The 16454-nt window shown below is 67.3% G+C and carries 16 protein-coding genes and 2 tRNA genes; 5 read left to right on the forward strand and 13 right to left on the reverse strand.

Translation table 11 applies throughout. The features are described 5' to 3' along the window. Nucleotides 1-82 precede the first annotated feature (82 nt). Nucleotides 83-156, forward strand: a tRNA-Thr gene (locus MF610_RS02225). A gap of 1 nt (nucleotide 157) precedes the next feature. On the opposite strand, the gene MF610_RS02230 is transcribed toward MF610_RS02225, so the two are convergent. Genes MF610_RS02230 through MF610_RS02275 form a run of 10 tightly spaced genes read right to left on the reverse strand, consistent with a single transcriptional unit; the run spans nucleotide 158 to nucleotide 8726 of the window. Next, nucleotides 158-439: a hypothetical protein gene (locus MF610_RS02230; RefSeq protein ID WP_242192473.1), complete on the reverse strand. Its 282-nt coding sequence runs from the start codon at nucleotides 437-439 to the stop codon at nucleotides 158-160. After that, nucleotides 436-1437, reverse strand: a complete 1002-nt coding sequence (locus tag MF610_RS02235) for a chemotaxis protein CheB (protein ID WP_242192474.1) — start codon at nucleotides 1435-1437, stop codon at nucleotides 436-438. Before MF610_RS02235 ends, MF610_RS02230 begins: the two co-directional genes overlap by 4 nt. A 34-nt stretch (nucleotides 1438-1471) precedes the next feature. Further along, a complete protein-coding gene (locus tag MF610_RS02240) occupies nucleotides 1472-1909 on the reverse strand; it encodes a chemotaxis protein CheW (RefSeq protein ID WP_242192475.1) in 438 nt (145 codons plus the stop codon). 23 nt (nucleotides 1910-1932) lie between these two features. Then, on the reverse strand, nucleotides 1933-2295 hold the full coding sequence (locus MF610_RS02245) for a response regulator (protein WP_242192476.1): 363 nt from the start codon (nucleotides 2293-2295) through the stop codon (nucleotides 1933-1935). Nucleotides 2296-2327: 32 nt separating this feature from the next. Then, entirely contained in the window at nucleotides 2328-2882 is a 555-nt protein-coding gene (locus MF610_RS02250; protein WP_242192477.1) for a chemotaxis protein CheD, read from the reverse strand. Further along, entirely contained in the window at nucleotides 2870-3907 is a 1038-nt protein-coding gene (locus MF610_RS02255) for a protein-glutamate methylesterase/protein-glutamine glutaminase (protein WP_242192478.1), read from the reverse strand. Before MF610_RS02255 ends, MF610_RS02250 begins: the two co-directional genes overlap by 13 nt. Beyond that, the gene (locus MF610_RS02260) at nucleotides 3904-4767 is read right to left on the reverse strand and encodes a CheR family methyltransferase (RefSeq protein WP_242192479.1); all 864 of its coding nucleotides are present in this window, start codon (nucleotides 4765-4767) and stop codon (nucleotides 3904-3906) included. Before MF610_RS02260 ends, MF610_RS02255 begins: the two co-directional genes overlap by 4 nt. Beyond that, nucleotides 4764-6923: a chemotaxis protein CheA gene (locus MF610_RS02265; RefSeq protein ID WP_242192480.1), complete on the reverse strand. Its 2160-nt coding sequence runs from the start codon at nucleotides 6921-6923 to the stop codon at nucleotides 4764-4766. The genes MF610_RS02260 and MF610_RS02265 overlap by 4 nt, the downstream gene beginning before the upstream one ends. Before the next feature lie 14 nt (nucleotides 6924-6937). Beyond that, a complete protein-coding gene (locus MF610_RS02270; protein ID WP_242192481.1) occupies nucleotides 6938-7201 on the reverse strand; it encodes an STAS domain-containing protein in 264 nt (87 codons plus the stop codon). Between the two features lie 40 nt (nucleotides 7202-7241). Continuing rightward, nucleotides 7242-8726 carry a methyl-accepting chemotaxis protein gene (locus MF610_RS02275; RefSeq protein WP_242192482.1) on the reverse strand — a complete coding sequence of 495 codons (1485 nt, stop codon included), beginning with the start codon at nucleotides 8724-8726 and terminating at the stop codon, nucleotides 7242-7244. Nucleotides 8727-9043: 317 nt separating this feature from the next. On the opposite strand from MF610_RS02275, the gene MF610_RS02280 reads away from it, so the two are divergent. The 4 genes from MF610_RS02280 to MF610_RS02295 all read left to right on the forward strand — a co-directional run bounded on the left by MF610_RS02280 (nucleotide 9044) and on the right by MF610_RS02295 (nucleotide 15487). Next, nucleotides 9044-12187, forward strand: a complete 3144-nt coding sequence (locus MF610_RS02280; protein WP_242192483.1) for a TonB-dependent receptor — start codon at nucleotides 9044-9046, stop codon at nucleotides 12185-12187. A 119-nt stretch (nucleotides 12188-12306) separates the two neighbouring features. Continuing rightward, the gene (locus MF610_RS02285) at nucleotides 12307-12990 is read left to right on the forward strand and encodes a SapC family protein (RefSeq protein ID WP_242192484.1); all 684 of its coding nucleotides are present in this window, start codon (nucleotides 12307-12309) and stop codon (nucleotides 12988-12990) included. Then, nucleotides 12987-14015, forward strand: a complete 1029-nt coding sequence (locus tag MF610_RS02290) for a cupin-like domain-containing protein (protein ID WP_242192485.1) — start codon at nucleotides 12987-12989, stop codon at nucleotides 14013-14015. The genes MF610_RS02285 and MF610_RS02290 overlap by 4 nt, the downstream gene beginning before the upstream one ends. Nucleotides 14016-14020: 5 nt before the next feature. After that, nucleotides 14021-15487 (forward strand): tryptophan halogenase family protein, encoded by a 1467-nt coding sequence (locus tag MF610_RS02295; protein WP_242192486.1) that lies wholly within the window; start codon nucleotides 14021-14023, stop codon nucleotides 15485-15487. 4 nt (nucleotides 15488-15491) lie between these two features. Here the strand turns inward: MF610_RS02295 and MF610_RS02300 are convergent, their stop codons facing one another. From MF610_RS02300 to MF610_RS02310, 3 genes are all read right to left on the reverse strand, one after another. Further along, nucleotides 15492-15863 (reverse strand): PilZ domain-containing protein, encoded by a 372-nt coding sequence (locus tag MF610_RS02300; protein ID WP_242192487.1) that lies wholly within the window; start codon nucleotides 15861-15863, stop codon nucleotides 15492-15494. 67 nt (nucleotides 15864-15930) lie between these two features. Further along, nucleotides 15931-16015, reverse strand: a tRNA-Leu gene (locus MF610_RS02305). A gap of 42 nt (nucleotides 16016-16057) precedes the next feature. Then, nucleotides 16058-16450, reverse strand: coding sequence for a DUF805 domain-containing protein (locus MF610_RS02310; RefSeq protein ID WP_242192488.1), 393 nt, complete (start codon nucleotides 16448-16450; stop codon nucleotides 16058-16060). Nucleotides 16451-16454: the final 4 nt, after the last annotated feature.

Raw genomic sequence — 16454 nt, forward strand, 5'->3', positions numbered from 1 at the left:
CCCCGCGTTCGCGGGAATGACGGTCGGTCGTGGTGCAGCCCGTTGTCTTACGCCCCACCGCTTGATACACGACCCACGGCGTGCCCCGTTACGTTAATGGTAAACGGCTTCCTTTGTAACGAAGAGACGCGGGTTCGATTCCTGCACGGGGCACCAGTCAGTTGAGGCTCGCCTGCAACCGCGCCGCGAGGTCCTCCAGCGTCACTCCGGCCAGCTGATCCGCCCCCTCGTCCGCGCGCAGCACGGTGGCGAGGTTCAGCAGAATCTGCGTGACATGGTCGATCGACTGCAGGCCGGTCAGGTGCCGGCGCAACGTCGCCTCGTCGCTGCCCAGTTCGAAGGCGAGGTCGCCGAGCATCCGCGACGCGCGCTCCAGCTCCCCCGCCATCGCCTCGCCCAGCGCGGGCGAGGGTGGCTGCTGCATGGCCAGCGCGCTCATTTCGAGCACAGTTTCAGGATGCCCGCGGCAAGGCCGTCGCCCGCCACCGGCTGCGTCACCATGCCGCGCGACAGTGTGTGACCGCCACCGCTCTCGGCCGGCGAAAAGGCATAGCCGCCCGCGCCCAGCATCGCCTTCAGCCCGCCGCCGCCGTCTTCGCTGCCGTCGATCAGCAGCACGCCGGCCGCGTTCGATCCCGCCGCCTTGGCGGCAGCCGCGAACAGCAGCGAGATCGACGGACGCTCGCCCGCCACCGGATCGCGCGCCAGGAGGCGCAGCTTGCCCGAGGGCCAGGCGTCGATGACGAGGTGATGGTCGCCCTGCGGCGCGAAATAGATCGTGCCCTGTTCGATCGCCATGCCGTCCTGCGCCACGACGACCTTGGGCGCCACCTGCGACCCGAGCTTGGCGACCATGCCCTCGACCAGCCCCGCGCCCAGATGCTGGACGACGATCGTCGGCGGGCAGTTGGCGGGGAACTCACCGAACAGGTTGAACAGCGACGCGGTGCTCGACGCATCGCCGCCGACGACCAGCAGGCGGCCGTTCCAGTCGATCGGACGCGCCGCCGACGTGGTCTTCTTGGCGGTCTTCGTCGGGGCGTTGCGCGCCGATTTGATGCGCTTGCCCAGCTTGGCGATGATCGCGTTCAGCTCGGCCGGGGCGGCGACGCGCGGCTTGGGCAGGCAGTCGATCGCGCCCAGCCGCAGCGCCTCGATCGTCTCGCCCGCGCCATCGGTCGTGCGGGTCGAGAACATGATGACCGGCATCGGCTTCGTGTCCATGATCTCGGCCAGATATTCGATGCCGCTCATGCCGGGCATTTCGACGTCGAGCGTCATGACATGCGGCTTGAGCGATGCGACCATCGACCGCGCCTCTTCCGCGCCATCGGCCAGCCCGACGACCTCCACGCCCGGAATCCGTTCGAGCGCGCCGGAAATCAGCGCTCGCATGGTCAACGAGTCGTCGACGACGAGAACCTTGGTGCTGGGCATGATGTGATGGTCCCTAAAACTGTTACGCGGTACGTCAGGCTGCTTCGGCGATCGGCTGCTCGACCAGACGGTCGAGCGCCAGCACCAGGATCATGCGATTGTCGATCGTCGCAAGCCCGTCGAGGAAGCGCGACGCTTCGGTATCGCCCATGTCGGGCACCGGCTGCATCGCGTCCGGGTGGACCGACACGATGTCGTTCACCGCATCGACGATGATGCCCTGCAACTGCTCGCCGATCCGCACCACGATGATGACGTGGCGCGCCGACGGGTCGGTCATGCCCCAGTTCAGCCGGTGGCGCAGGTCGAACACCGGCAACACCACGCCGCGCAGGTTCACGACGCCGCGCACATAGGGCGGCACGTTGGGCAGCGGGGTGGCCGGCGACCAGGCACGAATCTCGCGGATCGCCATGATGTCGACGCCCAGAATCTGGTCGCCGAGCTGGAAGGTGATGAGTTGGCGGGACATGGTCGGTTCCTCGGGCGACAGGATCAGTGCAGGACGCGCCGGATCGCGGCGGCCAGCTTTTCGGGATGGAAGGGCTTCACGATCCAGCCGGTGGCCCCGGCGTCGCGCGCGCGCTGCTTCTTTTCGTCCGAGCTTTCGGTGGTGAGCACCAGGATCGGCAGGCTGCGGCGCCCCTGCCCGCGCACTTCGGAGATCAGTCCGAACCCGTCCATGCGCGGCATATTGATATCGGTGATCAGCAGGTCGGGCTGGAACCCGTCGAGCTTTTCCAGCGCATGGACGCCGTCCTCGGCCTCCACGACGCTGTATCCCAGATCGGTAAGCGCGACCCGCAGCAACATTCGCATGCTGGGCGAATCGTCGACGGTCATGATCGTCTTTGCCACGGTTAGAGGCTCCCTCGGTACAATTTCGGTCATCAGAAAAATTCCACGTCGCCGACGGCAGCGGGCGGCGGCGGGGGTTGGCGCACGACGATCGGCGGTGCCACGTCGGTCACCGATCGGCATCGTGCCAGCCCCACTGCCGCGCGAAACTCCACACGCCGCGCCTTCGTCCCCCCCACGTCCTCACCAACCAGCGCAATCCGTTCCTCGCGCAAAAAAGTACGGGCGAAGGCGATGTTGGCACCACCGATATCGCGAAATCCTTCACGCATCGTTGCACCGCCAAAAATCCGCGCGCGCAATCGCGATCGCGCGGCACCGCGCGCCAGCATCGCGTTGATCAGCACTTCCATCGCATAGACGCCGTAACGCTGCATCGATGCGGTGTCGGTCGCCGTCCCGTCGGCCAGCAGATAGTGGTTGATCCCGCCGATCTGCGCGACCGGATCGTAAAAGCAGGCGGCGACGCAACTGCCGAGCACGGTCGTCAGCACGACATCGCGTTCGTCGCTGACCTGCATCTCCCCCTGCGCGACGGTGCGTCGGCGCAGGCCGTCGCGGTTGGCGAGCGCGGTCATGCGGCGCATTCCTGCAACAGTCGACCGGCGATGCGGCGCAGCGGCAGCTGTTCGGCGACGGCACCGATCTGAAACGCGATGGCGGGCATGCCGTAGACGACGCTGGTCGCCTTGTCCTGACCGAAGGTCATCGATCCGGCGGCGCGCATCGCTTTCATCCCCTCCGCCCCGTCACAGCCCATGCCGGTCAGGATCGCGGCGGTCGCGTCGCGCCCCGCCAGCCGGGCGACCGAATGGAACAGCCGGTCGACCGACGGGCGATGGCCGTTGATCTTGTCGCCTTCGACCAGCCGACAATGGCGGCGATCGCCACTGCCGCCGATCTCCATGTGACGTTCGCCACCGGGCGCCAGATAAACCTTGCCCACCATCAGCGGCGCACCGGGGCGCGCTTCCTCGACGCTCGGCGCGCACAGCCGGTTGAGCCGCGCGGCGAAGCTGGGCGTGAAGGTCGCCGGCATATGCTGGACGATGACGGTCGGCGGGCAATTGGCCGGAAAGATCGACAGCAGTTCGATCAATGCCTCGACCCCGCCCGTCGACGCGCCGATCGCGATCATCGCACCGGGCCGCGGGGTATAGCTCGCGCGCTCGTGGACCGGCGGCGCGGCCCGCACCGGCGCGGGGCGGGCGGCGGGACGCGAGGTGGCCGCGGCACGGACTAGGTCGGTCAGTTCGGTGGTACAGGCCTGATCGATCCCGCTCATCAACCGCGTCTTGTCGAAACAGTCGAAGGCGCCGCGCTCCAGCGCGGTCAGGCTGGCTTCGGCCCCTTGCGCGGTCAGCGTGGAGAGCATGACGACCGGCGTCGGGCGCAGCCGCATCAGCCGTTCGAGGAAGTCGAGCCCGCTCATCCCCGGCATTTCGATGTCGAGGGTCACGACGTCGGGGTCGAGCGCCTTGATCTGGGCGCGCGCCTCGTCGGCGCTGGCGGCGGTGCCGACGACCTCGATGCCGGAATCGGCGAGCAGGCGGCGGCGGATGATCGCCTGCATCGCCAGCGAATCGTCGACGATCAGCGTACGGACGCTCATGCGGCGACCTTCTGATAGGCGGTGCGGCCGATGCTCTGGAACTTGTGCTGCACCGCCCCGATCAACCGCTCCGAATGCCCGATATACAGCATGCCCCCAGCCTCCAGTCGATCGGCGAGCCGCGCCAGCAGGCGCTCTTTCGTGGGCTCGTCGAAATAGATCATGACGTTGCGACAGAAGATCGTGTCGAACCGCCCCTTGATCGGCCAATCGCCGAGCAGGTTGAGCGGTCGGAACGCGATCGCGTCGCGCAGCATGGGGTCGACGACCAGGTCGTCACCCTCCCCCCGGGTCCATGCCGTGCGCAGCGATGCGGGTACGGTCCGCATCGTTTCCTTCGAATATTGCCCGGCGCGCGCGGTCGCCAGGACGCTGGGCGACACGTCGGTCGCCAGCATGCGCAGATCGGCCTTAAGCAGGCGCTGGGCGCCGCTGCGATCGGCGCCGAACATCGCCATCAGCCATGAATAGGGCTCTTCGCCGCTCGAACACGCCGCCGACCACAGCCGTACCCGCCCGCCCTTGGCGAGACGATCGGCGAGCGGTGGCCAGATGCGTTCGACGAAATCCTCGAAATGATGGTTTTCGCGGAAGAAGCTGGTGTGGTTGGTCGTCAGCGCATCGATCGCCCGCGCCCGCTCGACGGTATCGCGACCGATCAGCGTGACATAGTCGGCAAAGGTTTCGAGCCCGCACGCCCGCACGCGCGGTGCGATCCGGCCGTAGACCAGCTGCGCCTTGCCATCGGGCAGCAGGATGCCGACCTCGTCATACACCAGCGCGGCGATCGCGCGGTGGTCCGCGGCGCGAAAGTCGAATTCGCGCGCGCGGGTGTCGGCGAGGGCGGCGGTGCGGTTCATGCCGCCAGTGCCGACCGGCTGACGAAGCGTCCGCCGCGCGAGGTCAGCGCATCCACATCGGCGATCAGCGCGACACGCCCGTCGCCGAGAATCGTCGCGCCGGCCACGCCGTCGATCGCCTGATAATTGGCTTCGAGGCTCTTCACGACGACCTGCCGCTGGTCCTGAATGGTATCGACCAGCAGCGCCGCCTGGCCATGGTCGCCCTCGACCACGATCAGCACCGCATCGGTCGCGTTGCGCTCTGCGCCGTCGATCCCGAGATAGTCGGCGATGCGCAGCACCGGCACATAGGCGCCGCGCACGTCGAGCAGCGTGCCGTCCGGCCCCAGCCGGCTCAGCGCGACCTCGTCGGGGCGCAGGCTCTCGACGATGTGGCTGAGCGGAATGACGAAGGTCTGGTCGCCGACCGTGACGATCATCCCGTCAAGCACCGCCAGCGTCAGCGGCAGGCTGAGCGAGAAGCTCGACCCGAAGCCTTCGCGCGACTGGATGCCGATGCGGCCGCCCAGCGCCTGGATGTTCTTGCGCACCACATCCATGCCGACACCGCGTCCGGAGACGTTGGTGATCGCCGCCGCGGTCGAGAAGCCGGGCGCGAAGATCAGGTTGTCGATCTCCTCCTCGCTCAGCACCGCATCGGGCAGGATGATGCCCTTCTCGATCGCCTTGGCCTTCACGCGGGCGCGGTTGATCCCCTGCCCGTCATCGGCGACGGTGATGACGATCCGGCCCGACTGGTGCGCAGCCGACAGGCGCACGACGCCCTCGGCCGACTTGCCGTTGGCGACGCGCACGTCGGGCATTTCGAGGCCATGGTCGACGGCGTTGCGGATCAGGTGGGTCAGCGGCTCGCCGATACGCTCGACCACGGTCTTGTCGACCTCGGTCATCTCGCCTTCGATGTCGAGGCGGACGCGCTTGCCGGTTTCGCCCTCCAGTTCGCGGATGATGCGCGGCACGCGGCTGAACACCGTCTTCATCGGCTGCGCGCGGATCGCCATCGTCGATTCCTGCAGCTCGCGCGTCAGGTGTTCGAGGTCGCTCAGTTCCGAAATGCCGCCCATCTGGTTCTCGGCCAGCCGCTGCGCGAGCATCGCCTGCGTGATCACCAGCTCACCGACCAGATTGACCAGCCGGTCGAGCTTGTCGAGGTCGACGCGGATCGTCTGTGCCGCCGGCGCCGCGGCGGGCGACGGCGCGGCACTGCGCGGGGCGGCCTTTTCCTCGACCGGTTCGGCGACGGCGACCGGTGCCGGTGCAGGCGCAGGTGCGGGCGCAGGTGGCGGCGGCGTCGGTTCTTCGACGATGGCCGCCGGGGCCGCGACCGAATCGAGCAGATCGAACAGCGCATCGACGCTGTCTTCGGCCATCGCCGGTTCGGCATCGCCGCGGGTCAGCGTGATGACCGACGGATCGCCGAATTCGAACACCGCGCGGATATCGTCCTCGGCAACGCTCGCCGGCAGCGACACGTCCCATGCCAGATAGCCGCATTCGGGCTCGATCGCTTCCAGCGTCGGCAGCTCGGCCCGGTCGCAGGTAGTGACCTTGCCCCCGAGCATCGTCAGTTCGCGCAGCAGCAGCAACGGTTCGGCGCCATGTTCGAACGCCTTCGCACCGGGCGCGAAGCGCAGGCGCCAGCCATTGGCGGCGTCCGCACCGTCCTCGGACTGGGCGACATCGCCCAGCATCGACATCAGGTCGTCGAAATCGTCGGAGATCGCGACCACCGGTGCCGCTGCGGGCGCCGCGGCCTTTGCCGCCGCCGGCGCGGTATCGCCGCCGGCTGCCGCCATCAGCCGTTCGAGCATCGCCGCATCGGCCGGCGGCGTGTCGCCGTCGCGCGCCGCCGCGACATGGTCGGCCAGCACGTCGAACGCGCCGACCACCACGTCGAGCAGCGCGGGCGTCAGCTCCAGCGTGCCGTTGCGGATCAGGTCGAGCAGCGTTTCATATTGATGGGTATAGGCCTGGAGCCGTTCATGGCCGAACGCCCCTGCGCCGCCCTTGATCGAATGGACGCAACGGAACACGCCGTTGATCGTCTCCGAATCACGGTCGCCATCGCGCAACTGGGCGAAGTTGCCCTCCATCGCGGCGAGCCCTTCCTCGCACTCCTGGAAGAAGATTTGCTGGATTGCGTCGAGGTCCATGGGTCGCTCCGAAATCAGGCGGCGATGAGGGTGTCGAGTGCCGCCAGCGTCGCCATGTCGGCAAACACCGGGCTCGCGCCGACGATGCGGAAGTCCAGTTCGGCGTCCTCGGCCGCGGCCTCCGCCGCTGCCAGCACCTGCAGGCAGGCCTGCCCGATCCGCTCGACCGCCGACGCGTCGAGCGTCACGGGTCCGCCCGCGGCCATGGCGTCACGCAGCGTCTGGCGCAGCGCCGCGGCGGCGGGAGTGTCGAGCACGGCAGGCAGGGCGATGGTCATGGGCGGGTCCGTTGATGAAGGGTGCCGAGGGTCGGGCGGATCAGAATTCGGTCCAGTCGTCATCGTCGACGACCACCGCGGCGGCAGGCGCGGCCCCCCCTGCCGCAACCTTGCGGCGCGGGGTGGCGGCTATGTCGCGACCGACCTGGGCGACGCGCGCCTGCAACCGGTGGACCGCGCTTTGCGTCGGGGCGTGCCGGAGCGATGCGGCGCGGGCCGGTGCGGGTGCGAACCCGGCCGCCACGACGCCGTTGCCCAGATTGAAGCGATCGACCTGCCGTGCCAGCTCCTGTGCCTCTTCGGCCAGGCTGCGGGCGGCGGCGGTCGCCTGTTCGACCATGGCGGCATTCTGCTGGGTCACGCCGTCCATCTCGCTGACGGCGGTGTTGACCTGTTGCAGCCCGGTCGCCTGCTGATCGGCGGAGGTCGCGATCGCGCTGACCAGCGTGCTGATCTCACCGATGCGGCCGATGATGCGTTGCAACGCCTTGCCGGTTTCGCTGACCAGTTCGACACCGGTCGCGACCTGTTCCGACGATGCGTTGATCTTCGCCTTCACGTCCTTGGCCGCGTCGGCCGAACGCTGGGCCAGTGCGCGCACTTCCGATGCGACGACGGCAAAGCCCTTGCCCGCATCCCCGGCGCGTGCCGCTTCGACCCCGGCGTTCAGCGCCAGCAGGTTGGTCTGGAACGCGATGCCGTCGATCACCGAGATGATTTCGCCGATCTCGGCCGAGGCGCGCTCGATCCCGTTCATCGCCTCGACCGCACGGCGTACGACGTCGCCCGACTGTTCGGCTTCGTCGCGCGTCTCGCTGACCACCGCGTTCGTCCGGGTGGCGCCGACGGCGGTTTCGCGGACGGTGCCGGTGATCTGGTCCATCGCAGCCGCGGTCTGTTCGAGGCTTGCGGCCTGTTGTTCGGTGCGCTGCGACAGGTTGTCCGACGCATCGCGAATGTCGTTGGCACCGTTGTTGATGCCGCTCGTCGCCTCACGCACCGCCACCAGCACCTCGGACACGGCCTGCATCGCGGTATTGAAGTCGCGCCGCAGCGGTTCGTAATCTGCCGGGAACGTCTCGTTAATGCGGTGGCTGACATCGCTCGCCGCCAGCCGCGAAAGCCCCTGGCCCAGTGCGCCGACGACATGCTGCTGCGTCGCCGTGGCGTTCTTCACGATCTGCCCATTGGCGCGGAACACTTCCTGCGCGCGTGCCATCCGACCGACGCAGTCGCGATAGTCGAGAAAGCGGATCGGAGAGTCGAAATCGCCGGCGGCAATCCCCTCCATCTGCTCGACAGAGCCGACATAGGGATCGCATACCATCGTCCGGAACAGGACCGACATTATGATGATCGACAGCAGCGCGCCGCCGGCCACCGCAATCAGCACCGTCGGCGACAGCGCACCCGACACGGCAAGCGCGGTCGTCGCGACCGGGACGGCGCCAAGCGCCGTGTAGACTACGCCCATCGCCACGAATTTCTGGCGCACTGGCGCATTCTTACGAAACCAATCGATCATGCGACCCGCTCCTATGGCGTCCCCTCACGGGGCTGCCCCCCGGCACACCCTCTGCGATCGTCACAGCTAGATCATATCCGTATAATTTCTGGTTAACGATGAACGGCGGGCGCTCGAACGTTCGAATGAGCCGGCGTCCGCTACGCCATCTCCCCGCGAACCATGATCGGATACCGGATATTATTCTTTATTTTAGTGATGTTGTGCTGAGCGAAAGATTGACAACGCTGGACAGAGTGGTAGCGGTATCACGACCGGATGCTCCGGCACATAGATGGGCGGACAGAACCGCTCCACGACATTAGGGGAGATTTTGCATGAGGGGTCACCTTCTCGGCACGCTCGCGCGCACGTCATCGACCATCGCGCTGGCGGCGCTCTTCATCGCGCCTGGCATCGCCGCCGCGCAAACCGCCGACACCGCCGTCAATGCCCAGCCCGGCGCCACCGAAGGCACCAACGGCAGCACCGCGCAGCAGACCGGACAGGACCCGGTCGAGGACGGCGCGGAAATCACCGTCACCGGCATCCGCGCCTCGCTGAACCGCGCGATCGATATCAAGCGCAACTCGGCCGGCGTCGTCGATGCGATCTCCGCCGAAGACATCGGCAAGTTCCCCGACACCAACCTCGCCGAGTCGCTGCAGCGGATCACCGGCGTGTCGATCAACCGCGTGAACGGCGAAGGGTCGCAGGTTTCGGTCCGCGGCTTTTCGGGCGGGTTCAACCTCGTCACGCTGAACGGTCGACAGCTGCCCGCATCGAACGTCGACACCAGCGGCGCGGGCGACTTCGCGCGCGGCACCGGGCGTTCGTTCGACTTCCAGAACCTGGCATCGGAAGGCGTGTCGGCGCTGGAGGTCTACAAGACCGGCCGCGCCGCGATCCCGTCGGGCGGCATCGGTGCCGCGATCAACGTCGTCACGCGCAAGCCGCTCGAGTCGCGCGAAGGCGGCGTGACCGGATCGGTCGGCGTGAAGGCCCTGCACGACGTCAGCACCAATGACGGCGTCGGCGCCCGCGTCCTGCCCGAAGTGTCTGGGCTGGTCAGCTGGCGCAACGACTCGCGCACCTTCGGCCTGTCGGTCTTCGGCAGCTATCAGCGCCGCGACAGCACCTCGGCACAGAGCGCGCCCAACTATTTCACGGTGGTTCCGACCGCCGACGTGCTCAATCCGGCGGGTCCGTACGTCAACGGACAGACCCAGATCGAGAACCGCCCGACCACGCCGTTCACGCTGATCCCCAACGACAGCCGCTACCAGTTCTCCGAAAACAAGCGTGAGCGGATCAACGGACAGGCGGTGGCACAGTTCGCCCCCACCGACCGGCTGACCTTCACGGCCGACGCGCTGTTCGCGCAGAACCGGCTGGAGGAGCAGCGCAGCGAACAGACCAACTGGTTCAACCGCCCGTTCGGCCAGATCCGCTTCAACGGCAACGACGTGATCGCCACGCCCGATTTCATCTCGGAAACGATCAACGGCGTGAAGGACCAGGGCTTCGAACAGCAGTTCCGCGCGACCAAGACCCAGCTGCAGTCCTATGGCCTGAACGGCAAGTGGCAGATGACCGACAGTCTGACGCTGAACCTCGATGGCTATCACGCCATCTCGAAATCGACGCCGGATGCGCCCAACGGCACGTCGGTGACGCTGGTATCGCTCGGCGCGCCGGTCATCAGCGGCCAGTCGATCGACTACAGCACCGGCTTCCCGCAGGTGACGCAGACGATCAACGACCGGATCAACGGCAACGGCAACGGCGTGCTCGACCTCGGCGATCTCGGCACGCAGATCGGACGGACCAACACCGCGACCCAGCGTCAGCGGATCAACGGCGGTCGTGCCGATCTCGGCTGGGACCTGGGCGGTGGCAGCCGGTTCGACTTCGGCGGGACCTACACCGACGCGGTCATGACCAGCCAGCGCGTGCAGACCCAGCAGCAGCTGGGCGATTGGGGCATCACCGATCCGGGCATCGTGCAGCGGCTCGCATCGAACGTGGTCAAGACCTTCTGCCTCGACTGCAAGTTCGACGCGTTCAAGCCGGCGGCCACCGCCCGCACCGCATTCCGCGGCAACGCGGTAGTGTTGAACGACATCTTCTCCAACTTCTACGCGGCCAACCCGATCAACACGACCGCCAATGATTTCGACAGCGTGGGCGAGAAGATCTGGGGTGTGTACGGCCAGATCACCTGGAAGGGTGAAATTGCCGGGCGCACCGCCAACCTGGTGTTCGGCACCCGTTACGAAGAGACCAAGGTCCGCTCTACCGCGTTGCAGGCGATCCCCTCGGCGATCAAATGGGATGCCGACAACGACTTTTCGGCGGTGATTTCCTCGACGGCGTCGACCGTGTCGCAGCGTGGCAACTACACCAACCTGCTCCCCGCGATCGATTTCAACATCGAGGTGTTCGACAACTTCATCGCCCGCGCCTCGGCCAGCCGTACGCTGGCCCGGCCGGATTACGGCAATCTGTTCGCGTCGACGACGGCCGGCGCGCCGACCCGTCCCGTCGCGCTTGGTGGTCGTCCGACGGGCAGTTCGGGCAATGCCGGCCTGCTGCCGCTCGTTTCCGACAATTTCGACGTGTCGGTGGAGTGGTATTACAAGCCGTCGAGCTATGTCTCGCTCGGCTTCTTCGACAAGCGGGTGCGCAACTTCATCGGCACGGGCGTGTTCAACCGCACGCTGTTCGACCTGCGCGATCCGTCGTCGGGGGCGGCAGGCACGCGGTCGGGCATCGCCGCCGACCGTCTGCGGGCGCTGGCGGCGGACCTCAGCGACGTAAACCTGTTCACCTACACCGCGCTGTTGTCCCAGAACGGCGGCAACACCGCCCAGGCCGACGCCGCGTTCCAGGCCAACCGCAACGCCGCCGGTGCGCTGAACCAGGATTATGTGAACAGCATCCTGCAGGCCGTCGACATCTTCGGCAACGCGCAGGACCCGCTCTACACCTTCGCGGTGTCGCAGCCGGTCAACAACCGCGACGGCCATATCTATGGGTTCGAAATGGCCGGGCAGCATTTCTTCGGCAACACCGGTTTCGGCGTGCAGGCGTCCTACACCAAGGTGTATGGCGACGTGAACGCCGACATCGCCGCCGACCCCAGCGTCAACGTGTTCGCGCTGACGGGTCTGGGCGACAGCGCCAACGGCTCGATCATCTACGACAAGAACGGCCTGTCGGCGCGCGTATCGTACAACTGGCGCGACAAGTTCCTCGCCGCGACCAACCAGGGCGACAGCCGCAACCCGCTGTTCGTCGCGCCGTTCGGAACGCTCGACTTCAACATCAGCTACGACCTGAACGACAGGATGGCACTGTCGATCGAGGGCGTGAACCTGACCAGCGAACCGCTGGTACAATATGGTCGCGATCGCAACGCGCTGGTGTTCGCACAGGAACTGAAGCCCCGCTTCCTCTTGGGCGCGCGCTATCGGTTCTAAGGCGCCCAAGTAATTGGGAAGGGCCGTTCGCTACGGCGGGCGGCCCTTCCCTTTACCCGCATCTCTTCTATCCTGACCGCCCGTTTCCCAGCAGGTTCGTGCTCCCGATGCCCCATGTCGTGACCCTTAACAATGTCGACCATCAGGACCTGACCGTCGCCGTCGCGCACGGCGCGGCGCATGGCGATGCGGTCAATCAGGTGCTGCTGTTCCCCAACGAGTTCGAAGCGGCGCAGCGCGACTATCCGATCCTGTTCCGCCACGACGATCGTGGCGGCTTTTACGCGGTCGCCCTGCTCGGGCTCGACCGCGACGACAACCTCTTCCTCACGCCCGACGGCCATTGGCAGGCGAGCTATGTCCCCGCCGTCCGCCAGCGCGGGCCGTTCGGCCCCACCGCCGACGGACAGGGGGTGCAGCTCGACCTCGACGATCCTCGCGTGGGGACTGGCGGCGAGCCGCTCTATCTGCCGCATGGCGGGACCGCGCCTTATCTCACCCATATCGAAGCGGTGCTGAGCGTGATCCGCGAGGGGCAGGCGATCAACGCGCCGCTGTTCGCCGCATGGGAGGCCGCGCAACTGCTGCGCCCGACCACGATCGAAATCGATCTGGGCGACGGACAGACCTGCACGATCGAAGGCATCTTCGTCATCGCCGAAGACCGGCTCGATGCGCTGGACGCCGACGCACTGGCGTCGCTTCACCGCAGCTGCGCGCTGCGCGCTGCGTTCATGGCGCTGGCCTCGCTCGACAACATGCCGCGGCTGATCGAGCGGCGCCGCCAGCGGCACGGCGGATGACCTCCCCCCGCCCCGTCCGCGCGATCGAGGGCGCAGGTGCCGACGATCTGTCGCCAGCCGCGCTGGTCGCGGCGAACGAGCCCGTCATCCTGCGCGGACTCGCCGCCGACTGGCCGCTGGTCGCCGCAGGACGCGACGGGGTGGCCGCGGCGATGGCCTATCTGAAACGCTTCGATGGCGGGCGCCCGGTGGTGGGTTTCACCGGCGACGCGGCGATCGGCGGGCGTTTCTTCTACCGCGACGACATGACCGGGCTGAACTTCGCTGCGCAGCGCGTCGGCTTGTCGGATTATCTCGATCGGATCTCGGCGGATCTGGACGATCCCACTGCGCCCGCGCGCTATGTCGGATCGACCGATCTCGACACCTATCTGCCCGGGCTGCGCGCCGACAACGACCTGTCGCTGCCACCGCTGTCGCCCGGTACCGCGCCGCCGCTCGCCAGCCTGTGGATCGGCAACCGTACGGTCGCCGCGACGCATTACGACATGTCGAACAACCTCGCCGTCTGCGTCGTCGGACGGCGGCGCTTCACCCTGTTCCCGCCCGATCAGGTCGCCAACCTCTACCCCGGCCCGCTCGAACCGACGCCGGGCGGACAGGTGGTGAGCATGGTGGACCTGCGCGCACCCGATCTGGAACGTTATCCCCGCTTCGCCGACGCACTGGCACAGGCGCAGGTGGCGGAACTGGCGCCGGGCGACGTCCTCTTCTACCCGGCACTGTGGTGGCACAATGTCGAGGCGCTGGCGCCGTTCAACGTCCTGCTGAACTATTGGTGGAACGACGTTCCCGCCTTCGTCGACAGCCCGATGACGACGTTGCTCCACGCGATGCTGTCGCTGCGCGATCGCCCCGCAGCGGAGCGGGCGGCGTGGCGCGCGATGTTCGATCATTATGTGTGGGACGGCGGCGAGGATGCGCGCGACCACCTGCCCCCCGCGATCCGGGGCGACCTCGCCCCGCTCGACGAACCCGCCGCGCGCCGGCTGCGCGCGCGCCTCTTGCAACGGTTGAACCGATGACCCCCATGCGTATCGTGATCGCCGGTGGGGGTACCGCCGGCTGGCTGGCTGCGGCACTGCTGACCCGGCAACTGGCCGATCTGGTCGAAGTGACGTTGGTCGAATCCGAAGCAATCGGCACCGTCGGCGTCGGTGAGGCGACCATCCCGACGATCCGCAGCTTCCACGCGCTGCTGGGCCTCGACGAGCAGGACTTCATGGCCGCGACCGGCGCCAGCTTCAAACTGGGCATCGCGTTCGAAGGCTGGGCGCGCGACGACGACCGCTACATCCACTCGTTCGGCGAAGTCGGGCGATCGACCTGGATGGGCGATTTCCAGCATTTCTGGCTGGAGGCCGAACGGCAGGGCGTCGCCGCCCCGATCGGCGCCTATTGCCTCGAACATGAAGCCGCCGAAGCCGGGCGGTTCGTCGGCGGCCCCGACACGCCGCTCAACTATGCCTATCATTTCGACGCCGGCCGCTACGCCGCCTATCTGCGTCAGCGCAGCGAGGCGCAGGGGCTCATGCGGATCGAGGGCAAGATCGCTCGGGTCGAGCGCGATCCCGCCAGCGGCGACATCGCCGCACTGGTGCTGGACGATGGCCAGCGGATCGCGGGCGACCTGTTTCTCGACTGCACCGGGTTCCACGCGCTGCTGATCGAACAGACGCTGGGCGTGGGGTTCGAGGACTGGGGCCATTGGCTGCCGACCGACCGCGCGCTGGCCGTTCAGACGCGCAGCACCGGTCCGGCCGTGCCCTATACCCGCGCGATCGCCCACGACGCCGGCTGGCGCTGGCAGATTCCGCTACAGCACCGGGTCGGCAACGGGCTGGTCTACAGTTCGCGCCATCTGGGCGACGATGCCGCGCATGACCGGCTGCTGGCATCGATCGAGGGCGAGGCGCTGATCGAACCGCGCCTGATCCGGTTTCGTACCGGCCGGCGCATGGCGATGTGGGAGCGCAACTGCGTGGCGCTGAGCCTGTCGAGCGGGTTCGTCGAGCCGCTCGAATCGACCAGCCTTCACCTCGTGATGATTGCGCTGACCCGGCTGGTCCAGCTGCTGCCGTTCGGTCGCCATGGCGCGGCAGCGCGGACGCGGTTCAACGAACAGGGCCGGCGCGAGATCGAGGCGGTGCGCGACTTCGTGCTGCTGCATTATTATCTTAACGAGCGCCCTGAACCCTTCTGGCGCGAACGGCGCGAGATCCCGCTGCCCGACAGTCTGGCCGAGCGCATCGCACTGTTCGCCGAAGGGGCGCACGCCTATCAGTCCGCCGACGACCTGTTCCGTGTCGGTTCGTGGGTGCAGGTGATGCTGGGCCAGCGCGTCGCCCCGGCCGCATGGCATCCGCTGGCGACGGCGATGCCGCCCGGCGAACTCGGCACGGTGCTGGACCAGTTGCGCAGCGGCATCGCCGCGACGGTCGCGCGGCTGTCGACGCACCAGCAGTTCCTCGATAGCTATTGCCGCAGCCGCGACTGAAGGCTCAGTCGTCCCCGCGCCGATAGGGGCTGTGAATATTGGCGAGCCACCCCGCGCGGTTCTGGGGCGTGGCGGCGACCGCCCCGCGCGGGCGGCGGGCGGCGGCGATGTCGATCTTGCCCGACTGGAAATGCAGCCCGGCACGGCCATCATGCGACCAGCGCACATATCCCTCGACATGATGCAGCGCGCCCATCGTCACCAGTACGCGACCGTCCGACGGCAGGCCGGCGGGATCGTCGATGCACGCGCCCGATTCGGACAGGTTGCGGACGCGACATTCGATCACCTGGTCCACGGCTTCGACGCGAGCCTGCAGGATAACGCTGTCCCGCCGCGGACGGGGAGGAAACGGGTCGGACGACGAATCGGTCATGACCGCGACACGATAGCCGGTGCATCGCTAACGCCCGGTTAAAATCGGTCGATGATGTTTTGGAAATTGGTGCCCCTGGCCGGGCTCGAACCAGCACTCCTTGCGGAATCCGATTTTGAGTCGGACGCGTCTACCAATTTCACCACAGGGGCACGCCGGGCTCCGTTAGCCGAAGCGGCGTGCCCCCGCAACCGTCAGGAAAAGACCTGATCGATGTCGGCGCTGCCATAGGGGTCCTTGGGATCGGACCCGAAGCGGTTCGGCCCGTGCGTCCCCTCGGTGACGTACAGCACGAACAGCCAGATCCAGCCGATGATCGGCAGGAAGATCAGCAGCATCCACCATGCCGACCGGTCGGTATCGTGCAGCCGGCGGAACGCGACGGTGAACCCCGGGATGAGCAGCGCGAGGCTGGTCAGGCCGTTGATCGGACCGGTGCCCTCCCAACCGAAGCCGATGATGTTGTCGACGATCGTCGTCGCGATGCCGACCAGGAACGAGAACAGCGTGAACATCCAATATTCCTTGCGGCGCGACCGGCCCCGCACCTCGAAATATCGTTTCAGCGGCAAGATCATCCAGTCCATCGGC

Origin of the sequence: Sphingomonas hankookensis (genome assembly GCF_022664465.1) — a bacterium.
GTDB lineage: Bacteria > Pseudomonadota > Alphaproteobacteria > Sphingomonadales > Sphingomonadaceae > Sphingomonas > Sphingomonas hankookensis.